This window comes from Micromonospora sp. NPDC050695, from assembly GCF_040654415.1.
Lineage (GTDB): Bacteria > Actinomycetota > Actinomycetes > Mycobacteriales > Micromonosporaceae > Micromonospora.
In genome coordinates, this window is sequence record NZ_JBFAHZ010000006.1 from 1 (window position 1) to 17,012 (window position 17,012).

General features: G+C 71.8%; 13 protein-coding genes. 8 read left to right on the forward strand and 5 right to left on the reverse strand.

Features of this window, described 5'->3' with window-relative positions; all coding sequences use genetic code 11:
* The first annotated feature begins 344 nt into the window (after nt 1-344).
* Both AB0H52_RS06055 and katG read left to right on the forward strand, forming a co-directional pair.
* Nucleotides 345-800, forward strand: a complete 456-nt coding sequence (locus tag AB0H52_RS06055; RefSeq protein ID WP_278123054.1) for a Fur family transcriptional regulator — start codon at nt 345-347, stop codon at nt 798-800.
* On the forward strand, nt 797-3,073 hold the full coding sequence (gene katG / locus AB0H52_RS06060; protein WP_151488442.1) for a catalase/peroxidase HPI: 2,277 nt from the start codon (nt 797-799) through the stop codon (nt 3,071-3,073). Before AB0H52_RS06055 ends, katG begins: the two co-directional genes overlap by 4 nt.
* Before the next feature lie 49 nt (nt 3,074-3,122).
* Here katG and AB0H52_RS06065 read toward each other — a convergent pair whose 3' ends face one another.
* From AB0H52_RS06065 to AB0H52_RS06085, 5 genes are all read right to left on the reverse strand, one after another.
* On the reverse strand, nt 3,123-4,478 hold the full coding sequence (locus AB0H52_RS06065) for a cation:proton antiporter (protein WP_151488441.1): 1,356 nt from the start codon (nt 4,476-4,478) through the stop codon (nt 3,123-3,125).
* A gap of 106 nt (nt 4,479-4,584) precedes the next feature.
* Nucleotides 4,585-5,094 (reverse strand): helix-turn-helix domain-containing protein, encoded by a 510-nt coding sequence (locus AB0H52_RS06070; protein WP_151488440.1) that lies wholly within the window; start codon nt 5,092-5,094, stop codon nt 4,585-4,587.
* Between the two features lie 52 nt (nt 5,095-5,146).
* Nucleotides 5,147-6,595, reverse strand: coding sequence for an MFS transporter (locus tag AB0H52_RS06075; protein ID WP_192580143.1), 1,449 nt, complete (start codon nt 6,593-6,595; stop codon nt 5,147-5,149).
* 642 nt (nt 6,596-7,237) lie between these two features.
* On the reverse strand, nt 7,238-7,897 hold the full coding sequence (locus AB0H52_RS06080; protein WP_225854167.1) for a helix-turn-helix transcriptional regulator: 660 nt from the start codon (nt 7,895-7,897) through the stop codon (nt 7,238-7,240).
* A 539-nt stretch (nt 7,898-8,436) separates the two neighbouring features.
* Nucleotides 8,437-9,252, reverse strand: coding sequence for a TIGR03084 family metal-binding protein (locus AB0H52_RS06085; RefSeq protein ID WP_151488437.1), 816 nt, complete (start codon nt 9,250-9,252; stop codon nt 8,437-8,439).
* 458 nt (nt 9,253-9,710) lie between these two features.
* On the opposite strand from AB0H52_RS06085, the gene AB0H52_RS06090 reads away from it, so the two are divergent.
* The 6 genes from AB0H52_RS06090 (at nt 9,711) to AB0H52_RS06115 (ending at nt 16,816) form a co-directional block, all read left to right on the forward strand.
* The gene (locus AB0H52_RS06090; RefSeq protein ID WP_151488436.1) at nt 9,711-10,661 is read left to right on the forward strand and encodes a DUF1702 family protein; all 951 of its coding nucleotides are present in this window, start codon (nt 9,711-9,713) and stop codon (nt 10,659-10,661) included.
* Nucleotides 10,662-10,682: 21 nt separating this feature from the next.
* Nucleotides 10,683-12,224 (forward strand): polyketide synthase dehydratase domain-containing protein, encoded by a 1,542-nt coding sequence (locus tag AB0H52_RS06095; RefSeq protein ID WP_357945561.1) that lies wholly within the window; start codon nt 10,683-10,685, stop codon nt 12,222-12,224.
* A 294-nt stretch (nt 12,225-12,518) separates the two neighbouring features.
* Nucleotides 12,519-13,049, forward strand: a complete 531-nt coding sequence (locus AB0H52_RS06100) for a DUF5987 family protein (protein WP_151488434.1) — start codon at nt 12,519-12,521, stop codon at nt 13,047-13,049.
* Nucleotides 13,046-14,701: a GMC family oxidoreductase gene (locus AB0H52_RS06105; RefSeq protein ID WP_357945564.1), complete on the forward strand. Its 1,656-nt coding sequence runs from the start codon at nt 13,046-13,048 to the stop codon at nt 14,699-14,701. The genes AB0H52_RS06100 and AB0H52_RS06105 overlap by 4 nt, the downstream gene beginning before the upstream one ends.
* The gene (locus AB0H52_RS06110) at nt 14,698-15,759 is read left to right on the forward strand and encodes a carboxymuconolactone decarboxylase family protein (protein ID WP_357945567.1); all 1,062 of its coding nucleotides are present in this window, start codon (nt 14,698-14,700) and stop codon (nt 15,757-15,759) included. The genes AB0H52_RS06105 and AB0H52_RS06110 overlap by 4 nt, the downstream gene beginning before the upstream one ends.
* 70 nt (nt 15,760-15,829) lie before the next feature.
* Nucleotides 15,830-16,816 carry a DUF1702 family protein gene (locus AB0H52_RS06115; RefSeq protein ID WP_151488431.1) on the forward strand — a complete coding sequence of 329 codons (987 nt, stop codon included), beginning with the start codon at nt 15,830-15,832 and terminating at the stop codon, nt 16,814-16,816.
* The last annotated feature ends 196 nt before the right edge of the window (nt 16,817-17,012 follow it).

Below are 17,012 nucleotides of genomic sequence, written 5' to 3' on the forward strand. Positions count from 1 at the left end.
AACCCACCGACCACGACACCCACTGGCGCAACTGGCGACGCCGCCACCAAGCCCGAGCACGCTGGTTCCACCAACGCACCCGACTCAACCGAGACTATGCCCTGGCCAACTAGCAAATGGCGGCTGCCGTACTAGCAAATGGCGGCTGCCGTACTAAGCCATCAGGTGTTGCGAGGACCCCCAGAAACCGCCCGCTTGGCGCTGGTCGGGGCCTCGTCTCGTGAGTCGTGCGGCCGCGACCCGGGCCCGGATCGTGCCCCGCCCGGAAGTGACCGAGCCGACACGTCGCCGCCAGTTCGCACCAAACTTGAATTGTTCCAGAAGACTGGGATATGTTCGTCCGCGTGACGTCCGACTTCGAGGCGCAGCTGCGGGCGGCCTCGTTGCGCGTGACCCGGCCCCGGTTGGCGGTGCTCGCGGCGCTGCGCGACCACCCGCACGTCGACACCGACACGATGATCGCACTGGTACGCGCGGGCCATCCCACGGTCTCCCACCAGGCGGTGTACGACGTGCTGCGCGCGCTCACCGACGCCGGTCTGGTGCGTCGAATCCAGCCCGCCGGCGCGACCGCCCGCTACGAGTCGCGGGTCGCGGACAACCACCACCATGTCGTGTGCCGCTCCTGCGGCACGATCGCCGACGTCGACTGCGCCGTCGGCCACGCTCCCTGTCTCACCGCCTCGGGCGACCACGGTTTCGTGGTCGACGAGGCGGAGGTCGTCTACTGGGGCACCTGTCCCGACTGCGCGACCGACCGCACGCCCCAGAGATCCGCAAGCTCGGAAGGAAGCACATGAGTGACACCCAGGACAACCGCCCCATCAGTGCGCAGGGCATCGACGAGAAGGCCGCGGCCGGCTGCCCGGTCGCGCACGACTCGGTGACCGCGCGCGGCAGCGAGAGCGAGAACCCGGCGATCGACTCGCCGGCCCCGAAGGCCGGCGGCCGTCCGCGCAGCAACCGGGACTGGTGGCCCAACCAGCTCGACCTCTCGGTGCTGCACGCCCACTCGTCCAAGGGCAACCCCCTGGGAGCGGACTTCAGCTACGCCAAGGAGTTCGCCAAGCTCGACGTCGAGGCCCTCAAGCGGGACATCGTCGACGTGCTCACCACCTCGCAGGACTGGTGGCCGGCGGACTTCGGCAACTACGGCGGCCTGATGATCCGGATGAGCTGGCACGCCGCCGGCACGTACCGCATCGAGGACGGTCGGGGCGGGGCCGGCGAGGGTGGTCAGCGTTTCGCTCCGCTGAACAGCTGGCCGGACAACGCCAACCTCGACAAGGCCCGCCGGCTGCTCTGGCCGGTCAAGCAGAAGTACGGCCAGAAGATCTCCTGGGCTGACCTGCTCGTGCTCGCCGGCAACGTCGCCCTGGAGTCGATGGGGTTCAAGACCTTCGGCTTCGGCTTCGGCCGTGAGGACGTCTGGGAGCCCGAGGAGATCTTCTGGGGCCCGGAGGACACCTGGCTCGGTGACGAGCGGTACGCCTCCGAGAAGGAGATGGCGGCCGGTGTCGGCGCGACCGAGATGGGTCTCATCTACGTCAACCCGGAGGGCCCCCGCGGTAACGCGGACCCGGCCGCCGCGGCCCACTTCATCCGCGAGACCTTCCGCCGGATGGCGATGAACGACGAGGAGACCGTCGCTCTCATCGCCGGTGGCCACACCTTCGGCAAGACCCACGGCGCCAGCGCCGCCGACAGCCACGTGGGCGCGGAGCCCGAGGGTGCCCCGCTGGAGGCGCAGGGCCTGGGTTGGCTGAGCACCTACGGCAGCGGCAAGGGCGGTGACACGATCACCAGTGGGCTCGAGGTGACGTGGACCGACGTGCCGACGCAGTGGAGCAACCGCTACTTCGAGATCCTGTTCGGCTACGAGTGGGAGCTGACCACGAGCCCCGGTGGCGCGAAGCAGTGGGTCGCCAAGGACGCCGAGGCGATCATCCCGGACGCCCACGACCCGTCGAAGAAGCACAAGCCGACGATGCTCACGACCGACCTGTCGCTGCGCGTCGACCCGGCGTACGAGAAGATCTCGCGCCGCTTCCTGGAGAACCCCGACCAGTTCGCGTTGGCCTTCGCCAAGGCGTGGTACAAGCTGCTGCACCGCGACATGGGCCCGGTCAGCCGTTTCCTGGGTCCGTGGGTCGCCGAGCCGCAGCTCTGGCAGGACCCGGTGCCGGCCGCCAGTGGTGACCTCGTGGGTGACGCCGACATCGCCGCACTCAAGGCGAAGGTCCTCGAGTCCGGTCTCACGACCGCCCAGCTGGTCTCCACCGCCTGGGCGTCGGCCGCGAGCTTCCGGCACACCGACAAGCGTGGTGGCGCCAACGGTGCGCGGATCCGTCTCGAGCCGCAGCGCAGCTGGGAGGTCAACCAGCCCGAGCAGCTGTCGACCGTCCTGACCACCCTCGAGGGCATCCAGCAGGAGTTCAACTCCGCCGGTGGGGCGAGCATCTCGCTCGCCGACCTGATCGTGCTGGCCGGTTCGGCCGCCGTCGAGAAGGCGGCGCGCGACGCCGGCGTCGAGGTGACCGTGCCGTTCCGGCCGGGCCGCACCGACGCCACCCAGGAGCAGACCGACGCCGAGTCCTTCCGGGTCCTCGAGCCGCGCGCCGACGGTTTCCGCAACTACCTGCGCGAGGGCGAGAAGACCCAGCCGGAGGTGCTGCTCATCGACCGCGCCTACATGCTGAACCTGACCGCACCCGAGATGACCGTCCTCATCGGCGGCCTGCGGTCCCTCGGCGCCAACTCCGGCGGCGTGCAGCACGGTGTCCTCACCGACCGGCCGGGTGTGCTCACCAACGACTTCTTCGCCAACCTGCTCTCGCCGGGCACCCGGTGGAGCGCGTCGAAGTCCGACGAGCACGTGTACGAGATCCGTGACCTGTCCACCGACGAGGTGAAGTGGACCGCCACGGCGGTCGACCTCATCTTCGGCTCCAACTCGCAGCTGCGGGCCCTGGCAGAGGTCTACGCCAGCCAGGACGCGCGCGACAAGTTCGTGACCGACTTCGTCCAGGCCTGGACGAAGGTCATGGAACTGGACCGGTTCGACCTCAACTGATCCGCTGTGCCCGACGAGCCCCGGTCGACCGACCGGGGCTCGTCGGGCCTCAGGGGTCGGGGGTCGCCGTCGGTGTCACCGCCGTCGCCGGGCTGCGGCCCTGCCACGTGTCGTGTTCGAGCCGGCGCAGCCGTTCCGTCTCGCCCTCGGCCATCCGGTTCGTGGCGTACCGCAGCAGTGGCGGTGTCATCAGCGAGGTGACGATCGCGACCAGCACCACGACGGTGTACATGGCCGTGTTCAGTACGCCCAGGCGCAGACCGGTCAGCGCGACGATCACCTGGATGACGCCGCGGGCGTTCATGCCGGCGCCGAGGGCCATCGCCGACCACCGGTCGAGCCGGCCGAGCCACGCGCCGACGAAGGCGCCGGTGAACTTGCCGACGATCGCCACCGCCAGCACGGCGAGCCCGGTGAGCGTCACGGCCGGCTCCGCCAGCGCGGTGAGGTCCATCCGCAGGCCGGCGGTGGCCAGGAAGATCGGGGCGAGGACCGACAGCACGATCGCCCGCAAGGGCGCGAGGAGCACCTGGGCCGAGCGGGTGGTGGCGATGAGGACCCCCGCGACCAGCGCGCCGAAGAGCGCCTCCATGCGTAGCGAATGCGTGATCACCGCGCCGACCAGCACGATGACGACCGCGGCGGCCACCGCCGGTCCGGGCTCGCCCGACCGCGCCACGCGCTTCATCACGCGGCGGACCAGGAACCGCCCCACCGTGGCGGCGAACGCCACGAACCCCAGCAGGTATGCGACGGAGAGACTGACGGCGCCGACGGTCAGGCCGACGGTCGCGGCGGTGGCGACCAGCGAGAGCAGGAGCCAGCCGGCCACGTCGTCGATGACACTGACGGCGAGGGTGAGCTGACCGATGTCCCGGTGCAGCAGACGCATGTCCGAGAGGGTCTTGGCGATGACCGGCACCGCGGAGACGCAGATCGCCACCCCGATGAGGAGTGCGAACGTCCACCGCTGCGCGGCGGGTGTCGCCGAGACCGAGGCCGGGATCAGCAGGCCCAGGCCGATGCCCAGAGCGAGCGGGATCAGCAGCCCGCACGCGCTGACGGCGGTGGCCGCCCGGCGGTGACGGCGCAGCACCGTCACGTCGACGTGGGTGCCGGTGATGCCGACGAGCAGCAGGAGGCCGAGTTGGGCGACCGCGTCCAGCAGATGCATCTGTCCCGGGTCGTCGGGCAGCAGCCATCCGGTGATCCCCGGCGTGAGGTGCCCGAGCAGCGACGGGCCGAGGATGACCCCGGTGAGCAGTTCGCCGACCACGGCGGGCATGCCGAGCCGTTCGGCGAGCCCGCCGAGCAGACGCGCGAGGAGCAGCAGGACAGTGAGGGCGCTGAGGAAGACCAGGAGCTGATGGTGGGCCATCGGTGCCGGGGCGGCGGACAGGACCACGGGACGACCTCCTTGCCGGATGCGTCCCCTTATTCTCTGGTCGGTGCGAGCGCGAGGCGTCTCCCGGCGTGCCCTTCCCGTCGGGCCGATGGTCGTGCCGGGACGGTCAGGACGTGACCGATTGGACCGTCGACCGACTGTCCATCATGGAGCCCTGCTCCGGCACCGGAGAGGACGACGTGGTCGGACGGGTGGCCACCTCGTCCACCGGGACCGGCCCGCCGCACGAGGTGCACATCACCACCAGCTCGACCGGGTGCTCGCAGGTGGTGTGGACGCTGGCCCGTTCCGGTTGGCCGGCACCGGTGCTGTGTTTGTCACCCCACCGCATCAACGCCATCAGCACCGGCGCCAGGTCCCGTCCGCGCGCGGTGAGCCGGTACTCGTGTCGCAGGGGGCGGTACTTGTAGGGGACCCGCTCGAAGATGCCGGCCTCGACCAGGGTGTTCAGGCGTTGGGCGAGGACGTTGCGGGCCATCCCGAGGTCGCTGAGGAACGAGTCGAAGCGGCAGTCACCCACCAGCGCGTTGCGGACGATGAGGAGCGTCCAGCGCTCGCCGACGACCTCGAGAGCGCGTGCGATCGAGCAGTCCTGTCCGTACCCACGTCGAGACACAGCGTCATCCTAGTGCCCGTACGACCGGGCAACCCCGAGAAAATTGCGCACCTCACGGGTCGAATCGACGTATCGGCAGGTGGTTGCCGCCACGCCGGAGCAGCACGAGCGCCGCGAGAAGCCCGATCACGGCGAGGCCGGCGGCGACCGCGAACGCGGTCTGCAGGCCGGCGGCGACCTGTCCGGGCGCCGCGGGCGCGCCGGGTGCCGCCTGGTGTGCGACGAGGGCGGCCGAGACGATGGCGAGCCCGATGGCTCCACCCATGCTGAACGAGGCGTCGGTGAGGCCCGTCGTGGCGGACGAGTCGGCGTCGGTGGCCCCGAGGGTGACGGCGATCTGCGCGGCCACGAAGGCGGCTCCCGCGCCCACCCCGATGACCGGCAGCACACTGACGATGTACCCGGCGGCCAGCGGGCCACGCACCATGGTCAGCGCGAGCAGGCCGGCGCCGACCAGCGCCATGCCGGCCATGGCGACCGTCCGCAGCCCGTGCCGCAGCACCACGGCCTGGCCGGCGTACGAGCCGATCACCGATGGCAGGGTCAGCGCGACCATCAGGACGCCGAAGCCGGTGGCGGAGAGCCCCAGCGACTCCTGACCGTAGAGGGTGATCAGCAGGAGCACGCCGTCGACGATCGTGCCGGCGGTGAACAGCACGATGAGCCCGGCGAGTCGGGTCCGGGAGCGCAGCAGCCCGGGGCGGACCAGGGGACGGGCGGCACGGGACTCGACCGCCAGGAAGAGCAGCAACAGCACGACGGCGCCGGCCAACCGCAGCAGGGCGTTGACGGCCGAGCCCTCGGTGGCGAACGCCCCGACGATCGTCCACCCGAACAGGACCAGGGCGCCGACCAGGCTCGCCGCGCCGGCCACGTCCAGCGGACGGCCGGGAAGGGCGCACCGGTCGGCGGGCAGGACCGGCGCGAGCAGTGCGGCGGCGATGCCCACCGGCACGTTCAGCAGGAACACCCAGCGCCAGCCGGGACCGTCGGTGAGGATGCCGCCCAGCAGCAGCCCCGCCGTGCCGCCGAAGGCGCCGATCAGGGTCCACAGGCCGAGCGCGCGGGACCGGGCCGGGCCGTTGCCGAGGGACAACGCGAGCAGCGGCAGCGCGGTCGTCGCGACCAGTGCCGCGCCGACCCCCTGCAGGGCCCGGGCCGCGATCAGCGCACCACCCGACCAGGCCACGGCCGACAGCAGCGAGGCGGCGGCCACCACAGCGAGGCCGGTGGTGAACAACCGGCGGCGCCCGAACAGGTCGGCCAGCCGGGTGCTGAGCAACAGCATGCCACCGAAGCTGAGCAGGAAGGCCGACATGAGCCACTGGACGGTCACCGTGGACAACCCGAGTCCACGTTGGATGCTCGGAATGGCGACGTAGACGATGGTGCTGTCCACCGCCACCATCAGGAACGAGGCACCGAGCGCGCCGAGGGCCAGCCGTTGGCGTTTGCCGAGTCGCGGTGCCATCGGCGCCGGTGCGCTGAAGTTGTCCACCATCCCAGCCCCTTGGTTTCCCGGTGGTGCGGGAGCTAGCCGCATCGACAGGCGTCAGGCGCGCCGCGGGCTGTCATCCGGCCCACGGCGGCCATGGGTGCGACAGACCGGAGGTGCGACGGCCCGGGTGTGCTGGGCGGGCCCCGGCTGTCGCTCATGCGACGTCATCGACAACCACTCAGTGCGGATTTGAAACTGACGTCGCGCAATGAAGATAGCAGCAGAGACTCGCTCGCACGACCCTTCGGAGCACAGTCGCGGGGCAGCGCCGCACATCCCGACAAGACCACGCCGCAGGGGTGGACGGCGCGGCTGTCCGACGTGCAGGTCGCCGCGGTCCGCGGCCCCCCGCCGGCCCTGGATCCGGTGCGGGGCGGGCCGCACCGGCGGGCCGACGACCGGCCGTCGCGGGGCGCGACACAGCGTCGATCGGGGGTACGGCCCCGAACCCTGACCCTGCTGTGGACCGGCTGGAGCGACGGCCACGCCGACGTGTGCCGCGGTGGCCCGACCTCGGGCCACGGTCCGGCGGTGTCGATGGCGGTCCCGGCCCTCCGCGCCGATCCGCCCCCCGTCCCGTCCGTGTGGGCGTCGTGTGACGCGGCGCTGGGCGGGACGTGGGCGCGGTGCTCGGAGGGGTACGGCTCAGTGGACGGGAAGGGCCAGCAGGATCGGCGGATCGAGGGGAGTCATCCGTCGCAGGTGGAGGTCCGCCTCCGTCGCGCCCGGACGCCGACAGATGGTGAGTGGGCCGGACGCGCCGATCAGCACGTCCTGGTCCTCGGGGTTGGCGCGCCAGTAGCTCGGGCCCTCCCGGAGGCTGGAGTACGCGAGGACGTACCACTGCCCGGGCGGTGGGTTCTCCAGCCGGTAGGGGCCGGGGCGTTCGAGGACGGTGCAGCTCGCCGGGCGCCCGAGTGGTACCGGGTCGCGGAAGAGCCCGATGAAGACGGTGCGATCGCCGTCCTGGTCGAACTCGGGCGCGTGCACCGTGCCCATGATCGTCGTGACCGGCGGCTGGGGGGCCGGCCGGCGGTCGACGGGAACCTGCGGCGTCACCCCACCCAGCCTGCGGAAGGTGCTCGGCGAGACGCCGACGCTGCTGCTGAACCGGGAGCTGAAGGTGCCCACACTGGCGTAACCGACCTCATGGGTGATCTCGGTGACGCTCAACGAGGTGGACAGCAGGAGCTGTTTGGCGCGGTGCAGCCGCATGACCATGAGGAAGCGTCCCGGAGAGATGCCGGTCGTTCGCTGGAAGATCCGGGTGAAGTGGAACTTGCTGAACATCGCGGTCCTGGCCATGCCGTCCACGGTGTGTTGTTCAGCGAGATCATCCCGGATAGCCTTGATGACGCGACCGACGGCTCTCTGGATACTGTCTTCCATCGCATCCCCCAATCCGATGGTTGGTACACGTGTGACGCAGGATTTGGTGCCGGTGGCCGGGCACCTCAGATGTGGCGCGTGGCGATACGCCGGTCCCGCTTGCGCCCCCGGTTCGTTCACCGGGCGGCAATTACTTGTTAAGCACCTAAGGGAATAGATGCAGAGCAATGGTTGGCGACGGTGCGCCCATGCTAGCGGCCGCTGGACCCGCAATCAACACACCCATTTTCCCGGGTGGAGATACGGTTTCCTGCAGACTGGTCAGGGCTGCCTAAAATGGACGCTTGCCCCGAATGTGAAGACATTAGCCGCTGTCGCCGGGCAATCTCTGGCTGTTCGATCCGGTTTGTCGGGTGCCCGCCGGCCGGTATGGCGGAAAGGTGCGGTCCGTCGCCCCGGCCGGCGGGCACAACGGTGCCGGACGGATATCCGACGCCGTCGTGCGTGCGATCTCGTCAACGGGACTGCGGTTGCGGACTCCGGCTGAACTGGCCCGGGGAGCGCCCGGTCCCGGCCGGCCCCCGGTACGCCTGGGCGATGTCCAGCCAGTGGTCGGCCTCGTCGCCGACCGCCGTCATGGTCAGGTCGTCCCGGTGCCGGCGCCGGGTCACGAGCAGGCAGAAGTCCTCGGCCGGGCCGGTGATCCGCTGCTCGGCGTCCTCCGGGCCGAACGCCCACACCGCGCCGGAAGGTGCGGTGATCTCGAAGCGGAACTCGACGTCCGGCGGCGTCAGCCCGCGCGCCAGATACCCGAAGTCCCAGGTCCGGACGGCGAAGCCGACCAGGTGACCGAGTCGGTCGGTGGGCGTCCGGCGCTCGCCCAGGGCGTCCGCGACGTCCTGACCGTGCCCGAAGACCTCCATCATCCCGGCCGCGGCAAGCACCGGTGCCGGCAGGGGGCGCACCAGCCACGGCACCGGCTGGCCGGCCGGCACCGCGGCGAGTGCCTTCTCGGCCGTGGCGCGCTCGGTGCGCCAGCGGGACAGCAGGACCGCAGGTGGCTCGACGACGAAGTCGGCCATGGCGGCCGCCACGTTGGCGTCGAAGTCGTCGCTGAGTCGGCTGACCACCTGCTGGAACGCGGCCGGCTGCGCGGCGGCCAGTCCGGCGAGCCGGAAGGTCGCGGCCAGGTGGGCGATCTGGTGCCGGATCGCCCAGCCGTGCGCCGGGGTCGGGGTGTCCCACTGCTCGGCGTCCAGCTTCGCCACGAGGGCGTCGAGGGCCTCGCTCTCCGCGGTGAGATCGGCGATCACGTCGGGTGCCTGGGTCACGTCGGTGCCCTCTTCCTGATAGTCGTCACGAACGAGTTGTCTGCTCGACCGTCTGATCCTTCACGGTGCACCGAATCCAATTTTGGATGAAGCTGCGCGGTACATTGGATTGGGAAACTGCGGTGACCGTTCCTTAAGGTCAATAAACTTCCGTGTAATACCTCGCCACTCCCGCTCAGGTAGTGATCTGTGTCGAATAGACTTTCCGAGTGTGCCTCAGTTGGCGACCGTAGTTCTTCTCTGTTCGTGCCGTCACTCGACCGGCCCTCGACCAGTAATTACGGTGGGTGTCGATCACGTTCGCAGGCGCCGGCGGGAAAATGGGCGTGATCATGTGATCACGCAGAGCAACCGTGAAGTAGGCGATCACCTCGGGCTGCCCCTAGCCTCGGCTCATCCGGATCCACCGGGACAAGGACACGGACGCCACGGGCGTCCGTCTTCCATGGGGAGAGCCGATGGCAGGCCTGTGGCGCACCCTCCGTGCACGACTGATGACGCCGGACATCGTCGAGACGACGATGAGCCGGCGGGGATTCCACGTCAAGGACGAACCCACCCGCCGCAGGCTGGAGTCGGTGGGCGCCAGCTTCCTCACCGGCTTCCGCGCGGCCGTCGAGGCCCGCGAGGACGCCGACATCAACCGCCTGGACCTGATCGAGCGGCAGTTCCGCGGGTTCGCCTACGAGGGCGCCGCCATGGGGTACGCCATCCTGGACGGTGTCGCGCCGGGCGGCGGCCGCACCGGCCGTTTCCTGACCGGCGCCGGAGCGCCGCACGTCTACATGGCGTACGTCGGGATCGGCTGGGCGTACGCCAAGCTGCCCAGGTGGCGCTGGCGGGCCGTCGTCGCGCCGGACCCGCTGCTGCGCTGGCTGGTGCTCGACGGACTCGGCTTCTACCGCGCCTACTTCGAGACCGACCGTTTCGTGCGCCGTCAGCAGGTCGCGCCGGTGGCGTGGCCACCGGACGTGCCCGGCGACTACGCGCGGCGCGCCATCGATCAGGGCATCGGGCGGGCCAGCTGGTTCGTCGCCGGCGCCGACCCCGACGTCGCCGCCGACCTGATCGGCCGCTTCGACGAGTCCCGCCACGGCGACCTGTGGAGCGGCATGGGCCTGGCCGCCACCTACGCCGGCGGCGCCGACTCCGACGACCTCAAGAAGCTGTACGTCCACGCCGCCCAGTACCGCCCGCAGCTCGCCCAGGGCTCCGCCTTCGCCGCGCAGGCGCGGCTGCGAGCCGGCCTGGTCACCGATCACACGCCCCTGGCCACCGAGATCTTCTGCGGTTGCACCCCGCAGGAGGCGGCCGCGATCACCGACGCCGAGCGCGACACCCTCGGGCCGGACGGGCCCGAGCCCGCGTACGAGGTCTGGCGTCAGCGGATCCAGGCCCACTTCGCCTGACCGCACAACCACATCGGGAGGGTGGACACCGTGGAGCGGATCACGACGGGGCCCCGCACGCTGCCCGGCGGTGCCCCCGCCGCGCGCTTCACCGCCTCGGTGCTCGTCCACGAACCGGGTCGGCTGCTGGTCACGACGACGACCCTGGGCCCGGGGGAGGACCCGTACCTCGACGACCCCGGGGGTGACGCGGCGCCGGTGTTCCCGCCCGCGTGCGCCCTCGAGGCCGTCGCGCAGGGATGGGCGGCGCTGACCGGGCACGACGGGCCTCCGGTGATCGAGGCGGTCGAGTTCGGTCAGCCGCTCGTGGTGCCCCGCGACCGCGTCGTCGAGCTGCGGCTGACCGCGGTGGCCGGCGCGCACCCCAGCACGGCGACGGTGACGCTGCGCAGCGCGTACCTCGGAGACGAGGTGGAGCGCGTCCGCGCCCGGTTGCGGCACCGCGGCGCCGGCGGGGTGCGTGACCGGATGCCGGTCGTGTGGCACCCGGCGGCCACGGTGCCCGTCCCGACCGCGCTGCCGGTGCCTCCCGCGCGGCACCCCGAACAGCCACCGCTGGCGATCAACACGGCCCGCGAGGTGTACGACACGCTGGTCCGCCGCGACCGGAGGCTGCACCGCCTGCTGCGGTACCGCGAGATCACCACGTCCGGCTGCGTCGCCGAACTCGCCGGGGCCAGCGCGATGTGGTGGTTCGGAGCCGCCCCGCCGGAACCACTGATCCTCGGCGACCCCGGCCTGCGCGACGCGCTGCTGCACGCCGTGCAGGCCTGGGCACCCGACGCGGTGCTGCAACCGCTGGGGGTGGACCGGATCTGGCTCGCCGGCGCCGGCCCGTACGAGCAGGTGACGCTGTACGCCCTCCGCCGGGAGCGCGACGGCGACGTGCACCGGTTCGACCTGGAAGCGGTGGCCGGTGGGCGGGTCGTCGAGCGCTGGACCGGGCTGCGGCTGCGGCTGGTGCCCGCAGGTCGCCCGCCCGGCCCGTGGCCGGCGCAGGTGTTCGGGCCGTACCTGCACCGCAGACTCCGCGAACTGGCCGGCTTCGACGCCGCCGCGGTGCTCGAGCCGGGCCTGCGCCGTGAACGGCGCCGCGAGCACACCGCGCTGGCCGTGTCCCGACTGCTCGGCGCCCGCACGACCGTGCGCTACCGCCCCGACGGGCGGCCCGAGCTGGGCGGCGGCCGGTGCGTGTCGGCGGCGCACGGCGGGGCGTACACAATGGCGGTCGTCTCGGGCACGCCGGTCGGCTGCGACCTCGAACCCGTCGCGCGACGCGAACACGCCGAGTGGCGGCGGCTGCTCGGTGGGCACCTCGCCCTGGCCGACCTGATAGCCGCCGAGACCGGGGAGCCGCTGTCCACGGCGGCGACCCGGGTCTGGTCGGCACTGGAGTCGCTGCACAAGGTCGGTGTCACGGCGGTCACCCCGCTCACCTACGCCCGGCACACCCCGGACCGGTGGGTGTTGCTCACCGCCGGCCGGTGGCGGGTCGCCACCTGCGTGGTGGCGCTGCGCGGCGCGCCGGCGGAACTGTCCGTCGCGGTGGCGTCGGCCGGCTGATCCTCGCCCCCGGTGGCCGCGCGGTGCGCGGCGGCCCCGTCGCGTCCCGAGCCGGTCGCCCGCCACGTCCTCTCGCTTGCGTTCTTTGTGGACGCGGACAGCAAATCGCGAGATGTGTCCGTGCCGGTGCCCGGCCACCATTGGATTGCGTCACGACGGAGGAATGTCGCGGACGGTTTCCGGCGACCCGGACATTGCGCGGCCACAGCCGTGCAACGCGTTTTCTGTCAATTCGAGAGATCGTCGGAGGTGATGCCCGTGCCCAGGGAAATCGAAACAGAGCAGGCGCGGACGATGTCGCTGGAAGCGTATGCCGACACGATTCTGCCCGGCGAGCGGCGCTGGCCGGGAGACCGGGCCGTCGCCGGTGTCTCACGCGGCGGCGGCGCCGTCGCCTCCGGCGCGCTGGAGGTCCTCCGCTCCGCCGAGGGTGGCATGGCCCCGGCGTTGGACATGCTGGCCGACGGCCTCAACGAGCACGCCCGCGCGTACGCCGCCGAGAGCGGTATCGAGCTGGACGCCGACGTCCCGCCGTTCGTCTCGCTGCACTACCCGGACCGAGTGCTGCTGGTGCAGCGGCTGACCGACCGTGCCAACCCGGAGTGCGACGCCTGGATCAGCCTCGCCATGTTCTGCACCATCGCCTTCGACGCGGGGTCGCACACCAGCACCGTCGAGGCGCTCGCCGCCGGACACGTCGGCCTGACCACGATGGGCTTCCGAGCACCGGACAGCGACGGGCTGTGGCGGTTCGACACCTACAGCTACGGCCGGCAGCTGGCCCGACCGCACCCCGACACGACCCCCTCCGGGAGCCCTTCATGACGAGTTCCGAGAGCACCGACGTCCTCGTGATCGGCAGCGGCTTCGGCGGCGCGATCACCGCGTACCACCTCGCCGAGGGCGGCGCGCGGGTCGTCGTGCTGGAGCGCGGGCCGTGGCTGACCGGCGAGGACTTCCAGCACGACTTCAAGTTCGGCTCGTCGTCGACCCGGATCTTCGACTTCGTCATCGGCGACGGGATGAGCGTGCTCAGCGGCAACTGCGTCGGTGGTGGCAGCGTGGTCTACTTCGCCGCGATGCCCCGCGCGCCCCGCTTCGTCTTCGACCGCAAGGGCCGCTTCAACCGGCGGATGTGGCCGGCGGCGGTGTCCCGGGACACGCTCGAACCGTGGTACGACCGGGTGGCCGAGGCACTGCCCGTCACCCAGACCGCCTGGGACACCGTGCCGTTCTCCGGCGGGCTGTTCGGTGCGGCCTGCGACCACGCCGGACGGACCGCGAACGCGGTGCCGGCGGCGGTCGACACGTCCAGATGCACGAACTGCAACTGGATGATGTCCGGCTGCCGGTTCGACGCCAAGCGCTCGCTGCTGCTCAACTACCTGCCGGCCGCGCTGGCGCACGGCGCGCAGATCCGCCCGCTGCACGAGGTGCAGCACCTGTCCCGCACCGACGACGGCGGCTACCGGGTGCACTACACCGTGCTCGACGACGTCGACTACCGGGTCGAGGTGGGCGCCGGCACGATCGACGCGAAGATCGTCGTACTGGCCGCCGGTGCCGGGGCCACGCCGGTCATCCTCCAGCGCTCGGAACCGACCCTCGGCGCCATGCCGCACGCCGTCGGCCGGTACTTCTCCGGCAACGGCGAACGGCTCAACACCGCGATCTTCGACGAGGACCGCATCCGTGACGTGCTCGGCCTGAGCCGGCCCGACGGCGTGCCGTACGAGGCGTACCAGATCGGCAAGGGCCCCTGTGTGGCCACCTGGGACCGGCTCGACGGATCCCTGCCCGAGTACGAGCGGTACTCGCTGGAGCAGCTCTACTTCCCGCCGGGCTTCGGCACGATCCTCGCCCAGGTGCCCGACGCCGTCGGCCCGAGCTGGTTCGGCGTCGAGAAGAAGGAGCTGCTGCGGCGCTGGCAGTCGTGGCTGACCGTCTTCACGATGAGCGAGGACGACAACGAGGGTGTCTTCGGTCCGCCGCCGTCCAGCGGCAACTCGATGCGCCTGTCGCAGCAGATGCTGGGCCGGGGCTCGTTGCGCTACGAGCCGACCGAGAACACCCTGCGCGGGTGGGCGCTGTCCGACGCCGAGGTGCGCGACATCCTGGAGCGCGACGGCCTGGCGCGGGTGATGCCGTGGACCAACGACGTGGTCGGGGCGTACACCGTGCACCCGTTGGCCTCCTGCCGGATCGGCGACGACCCGGCGACCTCGGCGCTCGACGACCGGCACGAGTTGCGGGACCACCCCGGCATCTTCGTCACCGACGGCTCCGCGGTGCCGGGCGGACTGACGGTGAATCCGGCGATGACGATCGCCGCGCTGGCCGAGCGGGCCGTGCCGGGCATCGTCGAGGCAGCCCGCGCACGCGGCGTGGACGTCCGCTACGGCGCGCCCGCGCCGGACGGGGCCACCAGCAGCCGCGACGCTGTGCTGCCGCTGGTGAGCGGAGCGCGGCGGCGGTGACCGGTCTGTACGCACGAGTGGCGCGGCGGCCCTCCCGGGGGCACGTGCGGCGGGTCACCCCGGTGCGGGTCGAGCGGGCGGACGGCCTGGTGGCCGGCGTCTACCAGCAGGTGGAGCGCGACTTCGGCATGCTCGCGCCGCCGGTCAGCCTGCACTCGCCCGCGCCGCAGGTGCTGGCCGCATGCTGGATGACGCTGCGCGAGACGCTGGTCGCCGCCGGGCGGTTGGACCGCGCCACCCGGGAGACGGTGGCGGCCGCGGTCTCGGCGGCCAACTCCTGCCCGTACTGCGTGGAGGTGCACTCGGCGACGCTCGCCGGCCTGGTCCGGCCGGCGAGCGACGCGCCCGCCGACACCCGGTTGGCGCGGGTCGCCGACTGGGCCCGGGCCGCGACGGACCGGACGTCGGCCCGGCACGCCGTGCCCCCGGTCGCCCGCGACGAGGCCGTCGAACTTCTCGGCGTCGCACTGGTCTTCCAGTACCTCAACCGGATGGTGAACATCTTCCTCGAACCCTCGCCGATTCCCGCCGGCGTGCCCGAGCCGATCCGTGGCGGCGTACGCCGGACCTTCGGTCGGTTGATGGCCCGAGGGGCGCGGGGCGACCGGCCGGCGGGCGCCGCGCTGGAGCTGCTGCCCTCCGCGCCGCCCGCGCCGGACCTCGCCTGGGCCGCCGGCAACCCGATCCTGGCCGACGCGCTCGCCCGTGGCGCCGCGGCCGTCGACGCCGCCGGGCGCCGCTCGGTGCCGGAGTCGGTACGGGACCTGGTCGCCTCCCGGCTCGACGCCTGGGATGGCCGCCCGACGGGGCTCAGCCGGGCCTGGGTCGGCGACGCGGTGGGTGACCTGCCCGCCGCCGACCGCCCCGCCGGCCGGCTGGCGCTGCTCACCGCGTTCGCGGCCTACCAGGTCGACGACGAGGTGGTGGCCGCCGTGCGTGCCGGCGGGGCGGACGATCGTGCCCTGATCGAGTTGACGGCCTGGGCCAGCATGGCGGCGGCACGCCGGGCGGCGGCCTGGGTGCCGCTCGATCCGGTCGTGCCACCGCGCCCGTCGTGACCCGTGCCCGCCGTCGGCAGCCCGCCGGCGGCGGGCGTCCGTCCTGTCCGTCGCTGTCCGGGAGGAAAACATGTCCACCGTTCTGGGCTCGTTGCGCAGGCTCGCGCTGGCACCGGCGTTGAGTGAGGTCAGCTTCGCCCGCCGAGGCTTCCCCGGGCCGGCGTCGCCCGCCACCGCGCGGCTGGAGGCGATTCCCCGGGCCGTCGTGTGCGGCTTCGAGTGGGGCATCGACGCCCGCGACCTCACCGAGGTGCGCGACCGGGTCGAGCTGGTCGACGACGGCATGCGTGGCTTCGCGTACGAGGGCGTCACGATGGCCTTCACCGTGCTGGACGCGATGGGCGCCGGTCGCCGACGACGCACCCGTGAGCTGCTGCTCGGCCCGGGTGCGCCACACCTCTTCCTGGCCTACATCGGGATCGGCTTCGCGATGGCGCGGCTGCCCCGACCGTTGTGGCGCAAGGTGGTGCCCGACCTGGAGCCGGGCCCGTTCCATCCGACGATGACCTGGTTGGCGGTGGACGGCTACGGCTTCGACCTGGCCTACTTCGACGTCGGCACGTGGGTCGACCAGCAGCGGGTGCCCGCGCCGTACGCCTGGCAGGGGAGGCCGGACTACTTCGGCCGTGCGGTGGACCAGGGGATCGGCCGGGCACTGTGGTTCATCCACGGCGCCCGGGTGGAGGACGTGGACGCCGCCGTGCGTCGCTTCGCCCCGCAACGGCAGGCGGACCTGTTCAGCGGTGTCGGTTTGGCCGCCACCTTCGCCGGTGGGTGCGGTGCGGACGACCTCGCGGCCCTGCGCCGCCGAGCCGGCCGGCACGCGCCGGAGCTGGCGCTGGGCAGTGTGTTCGCCATGCGGGCTCGGGTGCACGCGGGCTTCGTGCCCCCGCACTCGGCGGTGGCCGCCGCCGCGCTGACCGACCTGTCCGTGTCGGCTGCCGTCGCGCTGGCCGACGGCACCGCTCCGGGGGCCGACTCCGGGGGGCCGGTCCCGCCGTACGAGATTTGGCGCACGAACATCCGTCGGCATTTCGACAGGGCTGTTGTGGAGTAATTCCACATAGTCGTCGCGGTGATCTGGCGAGTCTTTATCGAAAACTGAGTCCCGTCCCTGGGACGCATTATCTAGATGTGTCATCAATTCGATGTACGACAATGCTCAGCAATTTTCGAGTAGCCCGGGTTCGGGCGTCCTGTGAGGATCTGCTGACACGTCCCCCGCAGGGCGGGCGGCAGCACCGAACCTCGTC